This is a genomic window from Yaniella sp., assembly GCF_030453185.1.
Lineage (GTDB): Bacteria > Actinomycetota > Actinomycetes > Actinomycetales > Micrococcaceae > Yaniella.
This window is the reverse complement of the sequence record NZ_JAKDKW010000087.1, coordinates 1-8913: the sequence shown is the minus strand read 5'-3', so window position 1 is coordinate 8913 and position 8913 is coordinate 1. Positions and strand designations below refer to the sequence as shown.

The window sequence follows — 8913 nt, the reverse complement described above, 5'->3', positions numbered from 1 at the left end:
CATCCCAGGTATCACTACCAAACAAGCGATGACAGCGGCGCGTGAATTGAGCTCCTCCGTAAAACCAAGCGAGGTCCTGAGAGCGGCTGTCGAGCTTGATCTGAATGCCGCTCACTGGCTTGAGCATCCTGCGTCGGGTTCACAGTTGTTCGTGAAACTGCATGCCGCACTCAGCGCAACCGGAGTAGCGCTTGTCCCTTTAGCCTGTGGTCGCTGCAATGTTCAGTCCTCAGTACCCATGAGACACCTCGTGGATGGGGTGCGTTGTTGCGCACGGTGCTATCGACAGAGTCAACAAGATATTTGCATTCATTGTGATCGAATGCAGGTCATCGTGACCCACGACGCTGACGGGAATGGAATTTGTTAGACCTGCAAGAAGAACCTTCCAGAGAATCTGGAGACTTGCAGTATTTGTGGCAGGCAGCGCTTTGTCGCTTGGCAAGGGCCTTCAGGGCCCGTGTGTTCGGTGTGTCGTCCTAAACAGCGGGTCGACGTCTGCACTCGGTGCCATCAACGCAAGCCTTGTCTGTTTGCTGGCACGCCGAAGGCTAGATGTCATGAGTGTTCAAAACCTCAAAAACCGTGCGGCCAATGTGGGAAGACTCGTCGCGTCTTGACCTACAGCACCGATGGAAAACCACTCTGTCATTCGTGTGGACGACGCCGTGAACCCTGTTCGAACTGCGGTACGACTCGTATTGTCGTAGCACGAGTTCATGGTGCTGCCTGGTGCGAGTACTGCTACAAACGAAACAGCGTCTCGCATCGAGACTGCGCGCGTTGTGGTGCCCATGAGCGACCAATGTCGGAAGGTTTGTGTACCCAGTGTGCAGCGGATGATGCGCTTGAGCAATTCATCCCATCATCGGTCCGTTCAACGAACCCTGTCGCTCAGAGTGTCTACGATGCTTTCAGAAGAGCCAAGCCTTCAGTGATTCTGACGGCATCGCGTAGGAAATCAGCATCAATCTTGACTGAGGTCATGAATTCTCCCGAGAAATTGAGCCATGATTATTTGGATAGTGCCGGACCGGATGCATTGACTCGGGGGATTCGTTCCCTGTTAATCGATGCAGGACTATTGGAACCACGGGACCATCATCTGGCAAGGTTTGAGAAGTGGATTCTTGAAGTATCGACCGAAATCTCGAACTCAAAGTTAAGAGCAGTATTCGTCCAATTCGCACGATGGCGTCACGTCAGGGAACTCCGCAAGAAACGATCGCCCCTACCAACAAGTCTCACGGTCAGCAGACGCCGAGAACTGCGCCTTATCCTAGACCTCATTTCCTGGATCCACGGCCAAGATAGAGTCTTTGGATCGCTGACGCAGTCAGACGTGGATTGTTGGAGGTCCTTTGGGTCGAAAGAGAAATATCGAGTCAACGAGTTTCTTGTCTGGGCGCATCGAAACAGACTTGTGGGAAGAATTGAGATTCATCGGCCAAAGAGGACGGACCTGAACGTTATCGGTTTTTCCGACGCCAAACGTACCGAAATTCTTGAGAACTTACTTGATGAGCAGTGCCCATGGCCTGCACCAATCCGTTTTAGTGCTTTATTAGTATTGCTCTTTGGTGCCCGACCGTTGCAGATCACTCGGCTGAAAGTCTCAGATGTTTTCTTTCGTGGCCCACATGCCTACGTGCGGTTGGGGAGAGACCCGGTATTGTTACCCGACGTTCTCATACAGCTTGCCAGTACAATTCTGAAGGATCGTGCTGCGATACGGCAATTTACCACCGCCGAAGAAACGCACTGGCTGCTACCCGGGACAGTTACTGGTTATCCGATGAGTTCAGCTGCGTTGGCAGTGCGACTTAGGAACATTGGTATTCCAGCTTCAACGGGTCGTACCAGCGCACTGTCGATGCTGACGCAAAATTTACCGCCGACCATTGTCGCTCGATTGACGGGCACCACACGTGGCACTGCTATTCGCTGGATGGATGCGGTTGCTGCATCGAATGCCCGTTATGCGGGTTTTGTGATCATGCTTGATGGGCAATGAACGTCACCTGTCCTGCTAGTGCTTTCTGTACTTCACGTCAGGAGTTGCCGAGCGTTTTGACCTCTTGGTGCGCTGCTTTGGCTCCGATAATCAACACCACCAGCCATACGATGATGCCGATCGCTGTGCCGACTCCCGCCACTGTAGCTTGAGCATCTCCTTCAACTGTCAAAGCCCAAATAATACTCCCTACAAGGATCATCCCAAGAACGACGCTGGAAACTATAATGTGTGGCCAAGCCCTAGTATGAGCAATTTCCCAGGCTTCTTGGCTTTTCACAGTCTCAGCAGTGCGAATCCCTACCCAAGCATTCGGCCCAATCTTGTTGATCCGAAGGGGTCGAAAAAGTAGTAAAAACCATATGGGAATAACGAGCATTACCGCAGGAATCAAAATAGCCATATTGCAACACTAGTTGTAACCGAATAGTGGCGATGATAAGAATTGCTACCGTTTCCCAGATGAGTCTCTGTGGCGTCATATTGCACAACGTTATGATCAGCGATGAGTGACTCTAGTTATTTTCTTAGCTTTGGGCAACAGCACTGTGTACACGATTCCGACAAGAATTGCTGTCAGAACGAACCCCAAGAGTCCGTAGCCCATCAGGATTTCTACATCCTGGGTTTCAGCAGCACCTAGGGCAGACAGCATATTGGAAATAAGAAACCCAAGTACGCCATAGCCCACGGCAAAGCACATTACGACGATACCTTTCTGCTGCGGATACCAGTGCCCCAAACCGCTAAAATCCCGCGCCAGATGCTGGCCCAAGAAAAGAGCCACCAAAGCAATCGCCATAGAGCCAAGAAACAATGCCCACCACGAGCCGTACGTAACATTCCCATGGCCATCAACATGGATTGCCCATTCTGGTGACACCACCTGACGAAAAACCAGGAAAATGGCGCTGACGAACACCACAAATACGGCAGGAACAGGAATAGAAAGCACAATCAGTCGTTTAGGATGTTTCATCAACACAAAGCCTAGCAGCGTGCCAAAAGTATGATCTGATCCCTTTTGGCTTGAACCTTCTGGGTAGACTATTTGGGCTATGTAAAGAACGGGTACTTACGACTGCTAGGACACGATTTTTGTACGAATATCAACGAAAGTATTATCAGTGGTTACCAGCATGACCGATGAGTACATCGCATTGGTGGATGTAAATTCATTTTACGTATCCGCAGAACGCGTGTTCGATCCGTCCCTGCTCGATCGTCCGGTCGTCGTGCTGTCAAATAATGACGGCTGTTGTGTCGCCATGAGTCAGGAGGCCAAGGACCTGGGCATCCCGTTTGGGTACCCGTGGTTCAAACTCCAAGCCACCGCCGACAAGATCGGGCTCGCAGCCCGTTCCAGCAACTACGAGCTGTACGGCGAAATGTCGGCGCGGGTCATGAACCGTCGACTGTTGCACGAAATGCAACTCGCATTCATTCTTTGACTCGACAATAAGCGATCATTCTCATCTGCGAGGGCAGTTTTACCTAGTGTAGTTCAAGTCTTCTCGGTCGGCTATTGACCGTTGATGCATATACCCTTACATTGTTGTATGTGACGCAACATTCAGATGACTTAATCCGGACTCTTCGCGCCGTGACGGACTCGCCCAATGTGGCGTTAGCGACGCCGGAAGCGACGGTGTTTGAAGCAATGCTTGGTGGCTGGGAAAGCCAACAGCGCAGTCGCGGGCTGCGTTCAACGACCATCGCGACTCGGCGGCGTCTGATCCTGCGGTTGCAGGAGTTTTCTGGAAGGATGCCGTGGGAGTGGAATGCTCAAGATGTCGAAGAGTTTATCTCAGGGCCAGATCAACGGCTCAAGTCGCTTTCAACCATGAGGCACAATCACAATGCTATTAAGACGTTCTGTGCGTATTTGATTGATCCGAATTATGACTGGGTAGAGATTTGTGAAAACCAATTCGGTAATCACCCGGTACAGGTTTGTCTACCCTGGAACACGGTCGCTCATAAGGCTCAATACGAGGGCTCTGGAAAACGTCGTCCCCTGACCTTTGACGAGGTTGAAACCTTATTTGACACGGCCGACGCCAAAGTCGAAGAACTCGCATTGTCAGGGAAGAAAGGCGCGCTGGCCGCGCTTCGAGACTCCCAAATATTCAAGACCGCCTACGCTTTCGGGCTGAGACGTAATGAGTTGGCACAATTGGATCTGGCAGATCTGCACTACAACCCCGAAGCCAAACATTGGGGCCGTTACGCGGCTGTGCATGTGCGATGGGGTAAAGCCTCCGGCGGTGGCGCGCCTCGACGTCGCACCGTCTTGCTCGTGCCAGAATTCGACTGGTGGGTACCGGGTATGCGGCAGTGGGTCGAGGAAGCCCGCGACCGGTTTGATCCAGGAGGCCTTGATGCTATTTGGGTCACCGAGCGACGGAGTCGCATCTCTGGGGGCTACCTTGATCGCAGATTTGCCGAGCTGCGCGCCGAAGCTGGCTTGCCGCAAGAGCTGACCCTGCACAGTCTCAGGCATTCGTATGTCACGCATTTGATTGAACATGGGTATGCTGATCGCTTCGTGCAGGAACAGGTGGGGCACCAGCACTCTTCCACCACGTCCATCTACACCTCCGTCAGTGGAGATTTCAAGAACAGAATTTTGGCCCAGGCCCTACGAAAACTGACCGACGAGGAGGTACAGGAATGATTGAGCTGCAAACCACGTGGAACCTTCGAGCCATCATGGCGTCGAAAGGGCTATTCCAAACCACTGATCTTCGCCCCTTATTGGCCGAGCGAGGCGTTGAGCTGTCGCGCGAGCAAGTCTATCGGCTGGTAGCAACTCCACCTCGCCGCATCAGCCTCGAAGTGTTGTCTGCGCTGTGTGATGCGCTGGAATGTTCCAAAGATGAGCTGATCGTGACCGAGCGGCGTGAAGTCGAAGCGCCAAAGACAGCCGTTGCAGAAGGCAGCAAAGCTCCCATTGGCGATCTGCGCCCGGTGCGCGCCAGGATCAGACGACCCAAGCACTAACGGAAGATACTCATGGATGCAGTAACGCGAGATATTATTTCGATCCTGGAGCCGTATGTCCCAGAAATCGCTCCGAATGCTCTGGCAACCATTATCGAATCGATCGCGCCCGTCCATCGGACGCGCAGAAGAATGTTCATAGCGATCAGCAAACGACCAGGGATACTGACTGGTCGCGATCCGAACGTGCCCGCGACTGTTCAAAGTCTTACAGCGGCCTTGAGCCAGGCTGGTGCCGCAGCAATTGTGGTGCCGGGATGTGAACACTGTGGGCGAAAGATCAAGTTGCCACATCGAGCTCCCCAAGGAGGACGACACTGTTCTCGATGCGAAAAGAATTACCGAGCGACACCATGTGCTGGCTGTGGGCAACGGCGACCCATCCATAAGAACCTTGAGGGGGACTATTTTTGCAGACCGTGTTGGAGACTAGATCCACGATCCTTCGGGGTGTGCGAAAGATGTGATGAGACAACCTCTGTCAAGAACGCCTTAGACGGGACGTTGGTGTGCAACCGTTGCTACAAACCCCCGAAAGCTCAATGCTTTGGCTGCCAACGACTCAAACCGATAGCGCTACATCTTCAGGGCAAGACGATCTGCCCCAATTGTTACTACGGGATGCGTTACCCACGCATGTGCCCGGGCTGCGGTGAACAGAAATTCCTGACGCACATTGTGGACGAACAGTTGTGCTGCGCTTCGTGCGCAGGCCAACCCGCGGTTTTAGCATGTCCGGGATGCGGTTCAGTGGAGAACGTGAGGAAGTTCCACCTGTGCATCGAATGCCACCGCCCTGAGACTATCCGAACGATGCTGGCAGATGTCAACGGGGCTGTGCGGCCGGAGCTTCGACCGTTAGAAAAATATTTGTTGGAAGGGCCTGCACGAGCGGACTCCCTCATGGGATGGCAACACACCAACCGTGTCAGCGCTGCCGTGCTGCGAGAATTAGCCACCGGGCAGCTGCCTCTAGAATTCGAGGCAATCTTCACCCGATGCGGAGGAAAACAAGGCGCAACGTTCTTATTGAGCCTGCTCGTGACCTCCGGCGTGCTCCCAGACATCGATATTAACGAGGAACGATACTACCTCTGGTTGACCTCGTGGCTATCGGAACAGACAAACTCGACTCATCGGTTGTTGCTGCGCCGATACGCGCAATGGGGACTCTCCACCAAACCCTGGGCAGGATACGCGACACGACCCACCGACCCCAATAACCGGTTCCACCGGCTCCGATCTCGACTACAGACCTGTGCTGACTACCTTCAATTTGTCGAGGAACAAGGATATACGACCTTGACCTTGCCCCAACGAGTGCTCGACGCCTACGTTGCCGGCTCAGCTAACCGACATGATCACATAAGCCACTTCACGCGATGGCTCAAAGACAACGGACTCGCCACAGCTGTCTCGTCATACCGTCCAAAGAGAGCACCCGTAAGTTCGATGCCTCCCGATGAACGCTGGTATCTAGCGCGCTGGTTGCTCCGCGACGAAACCCTAGAACCGCAAGACCGTGTTGCAGGACTATTTGTCTTGTTGTACGGACAACCACTCACTCGTATTGTCGCCATTCCGCGTACTGCGGTGCACTTCAACAAGCAAAGCGTGTCCGTAACCCTCGCCGATGATCCAATTGAGCTGCCTGAACAGCTTGGGCATGCTGTCACGCTGTTGTACCAGAACCCACCAAGAACCCACCGGGACATAAATGACACATGGTTATTCCCCGGAAGATGGCCAGGCAGGCGCCTCACCGCAGGTGCACTAGGAAGCCGGTTGAATCGATTGGGTATTCCGGTCAATCGTTCTCGTTCGGCTGCACTCCTGGAACTTGCCGCTGAAATACCCGTGCCGCTCCTGTCTGAACTGCTCGGCATCTCCACCGTCTCAGCTGCACGTTGGGCGTCAGCAGCAAACCGCGACTGGTCAACATACCCTGCACTGAGGATGAATAACTGAAAGAAATATTCGACGAACATCTAACAGCATTTCGTGCACAAGCTTGTGCTGGGGTTCCTAGATAGTTTCAGCCAGTTTTTGCAACTTCACGTGAGGGACGGGGTCAGGCGGGGCTGCCTAAATCAAAGTAAGGTCATGCGCTGGCGACCCAGGTTTTTCAAACGTGCTTGAACGTTTTTTACGACATTACTAGTGTCACTTCCGTCACGGGGAAGATCGAAAGGATGAGATCCTGGTCTATGCCCTATCTACTCGGCCGCTGGAGTATTCAAAGTTGTTCTCGAAGGTCCCGTTCTTCTTGGTCCGTGAGGCCTGCGAGACGAGGGTGTGCTCGACTTTCCTCATACATGAGCGCAGCTTCTAGTGTTTCTTTTAGGGGGCGTGTGTGCAGTCCGTGGTTTCGAGCCGCAGTTGTGTCTAAGGGTGCGATATAACGCCAGTCCGGATGATTAATCCAAAGTGGTAGGGATTTGGGCCCCATCCACGGAGTGATGCCAGCTTGTGTGAGCTTTTCGTCGCATACTGTCCGCGCTTGTGCCGGGCTGTCTGTGATAGCCCGTGCCAGTTCAAACACCTCGGACAACGTAGTTGTTTGACCGGTGGCATTGAACGTTCCATAGTGCTGTTGCTCCACACAGTGGATGATCCAAGCGCCAAGGTCTTCAACGTCAATCAATGCGACTGGGAAGGTCTCATCCGGCACGATCACGTCATCACCGGTGGGGTGGGCAAAGCGCCACGGATAGTACCCGCTGCGGCCGGTAAAGTCACCGTGTCCGCCGATTAATCCAGGTCGGATAATTGTATGAGCAACACTGTGCCCTCGATAGATCTCCTCACATGCTACCTTGGCGGCACCATATTCCGACATATCAGCCATATGATCGTTATCAAGGGGCAAGAGCGTTTCGAAAGATTCGTCTCTTGCGGGGACATCGTTTCGGGCATAGACGCTGCTCGACGATACATAGAGCCAGGCCTGAGCGCGTAGATCCCGAATGGCTTTGCGCGCATGGCCGGGTTCACTCGTTAGATCGATAATCGCGTCCCAAGCGTGGTGTGCGACAACAGATAATGCGTCATCATGATCTCGATCTGCTTGCACGAGTGAAGCCGTCGGATCCACAGGTCCATTTCCTCTTGCCAGGCAAGTAAGTACATGGCCGTGTTCAGTAGCTTTGCGGGTAATTGTTCTGCCGAGGAAACCTGTTCCACCGAGTAAAAGAATGTTCATACTTTTACTGTGGCACAGCATCACCGTGAATTGGGTGGGTACTGCTGTGAGCGGTATCAGGCCGCAAAAAGGAGGGCATTTCCGTTAGTGAGATTGCGTTCCATGCGATCGGCAGCTTGCCGGGCGAGATCCGGAATCTCTAGATCAAGAGCCCCAGAAATGGCGTGCAGAATTTCGGAAGAGGGCTCTTTGACACCACGTTCAACCTCAGAGAGATACTGCTGAGAGACCCCAGAACGCTCGGCAACATCGGTAAGTCGCTTTTCCTGTGCCTGGCGCTCAACACGCAATTGCTCACCGACTACTTCTCTCCACAGAGGTACTGGACGGGTCGGCTTCTGATGCGCATTCAAAAAGATAACGTTACTCATGCAGCCATTCTATGGATCCGTCGCTTTTTCTTGGCTGCAAAACACTCCGTCGGTACGCATTACTACGATGGCAGAAGGCTCAATATGCAGTCCCGAATACTTTGAGGAAGGTTCTCGCACGCCGGTTATGTGCCCTGGGTAGAACTCCATTTTCGGGTCGATACAGGTGTGTGCCGTTTCTGCCGTTACTAACTCGTCCAATACGAGCCAATAGTAAATAACTTGATATTCGTCCATACCAGTAGGGTTGCTGTCCCGGATGTCCATGTGGACCGAGGTCTACTCCATTGACGAAGCATTCTTGGGGCTGCGCGGTACGCTCG

Annotated in this window: 8 protein-coding genes and 1 pseudogene; 5 read left to right on the top strand and 4 right to left on the bottom strand. The window is 53.2% G+C overall.

Annotated features, from left to right (window positions below):
- Positions 1 to 985: 985 nt before the first annotated feature.
- Positions 986 to 2014 (top strand): hypothetical protein, encoded by a 1029-nt coding sequence (locus L0H14_RS10775; RefSeq protein ID WP_301418746.1) that lies wholly within the window; start codon positions 986 to 988, stop codon positions 2012 to 2014.
- Between the two features lie 37 nt (positions 2015 to 2051).
- Here L0H14_RS10775 and L0H14_RS10770 read toward each other — a convergent pair whose 3' ends face one another.
- Both L0H14_RS10770 and L0H14_RS10765 read right to left on the bottom strand, forming a co-directional pair.
- Positions 2052 to 2417, bottom strand: a complete 366-nt coding sequence (locus L0H14_RS10770; RefSeq protein WP_301418744.1) for an SdpI family protein — start codon at positions 2415 to 2417, stop codon at positions 2052 to 2054.
- 96 nt (positions 2418 to 2513) lie between these two features.
- Positions 2514 to 2993 carry a hypothetical protein gene (locus tag L0H14_RS10765; RefSeq protein ID WP_301418742.1) on the bottom strand — a complete coding sequence of 160 codons (480 nt, stop codon included), beginning with the start codon at positions 2991 to 2993 and terminating at the stop codon, positions 2514 to 2516.
- Positions 2994 to 3153: 160 nt separating this feature from the next.
- Here L0H14_RS10765 and L0H14_RS10760 point away from each other — a divergent pair.
- From L0H14_RS10760 to L0H14_RS10745, 4 genes and pseudogenes are all read left to right on the top strand, one after another.
- Positions 3154 to 3420: pseudogene (locus tag L0H14_RS10760) on the top strand (DNA polymerase V subunit UmuC); the annotation flags it as partial.
- A gap of 155 nt (positions 3421 to 3575) precedes the next feature.
- On the top strand, positions 3576 to 4691 hold the full coding sequence (locus L0H14_RS10755; protein WP_301418740.1) for a tyrosine-type recombinase/integrase: 1116 nt from the start codon (positions 3576 to 3578) through the stop codon (positions 4689 to 4691).
- Complete coding sequence (locus tag L0H14_RS10750; protein ID WP_301418738.1) at positions 4688 to 5017, top strand: helix-turn-helix transcriptional regulator; 330 nt, start codon at positions 4688 to 4690, stop codon at positions 5015 to 5017. Before L0H14_RS10755 ends, L0H14_RS10750 begins: the two co-directional genes overlap by 4 nt.
- A gap of 903 nt (positions 5018 to 5920) precedes the next feature.
- The gene (locus L0H14_RS10745; protein ID WP_301418736.1) at positions 5921 to 6985 is read left to right on the top strand and encodes a hypothetical protein; all 1065 of its coding nucleotides are present in this window, start codon (positions 5921 to 5923) and stop codon (positions 6983 to 6985) included.
- Between the two features lie 268 nt (positions 6986 to 7253).
- Here the strand turns inward: L0H14_RS10745 and L0H14_RS10740 are convergent, their stop codons facing one another.
- Entirely contained in the window at positions 7254 to 8219 is a 966-nt protein-coding gene (locus tag L0H14_RS10740; protein ID WP_301418734.1) for an NAD-dependent epimerase/dehydratase family protein, read from the bottom strand.
- Positions 8220 to 8275: 56 nt separating this feature from the next.
- A complete protein-coding gene (locus L0H14_RS10735; RefSeq protein WP_301418732.1) occupies positions 8276 to 8590 on the bottom strand; it encodes a helix-turn-helix domain-containing protein in 315 nt (104 codons plus the stop codon).
- Between the last annotated feature and the right edge of the window lie 323 nt (positions 8591 to 8913).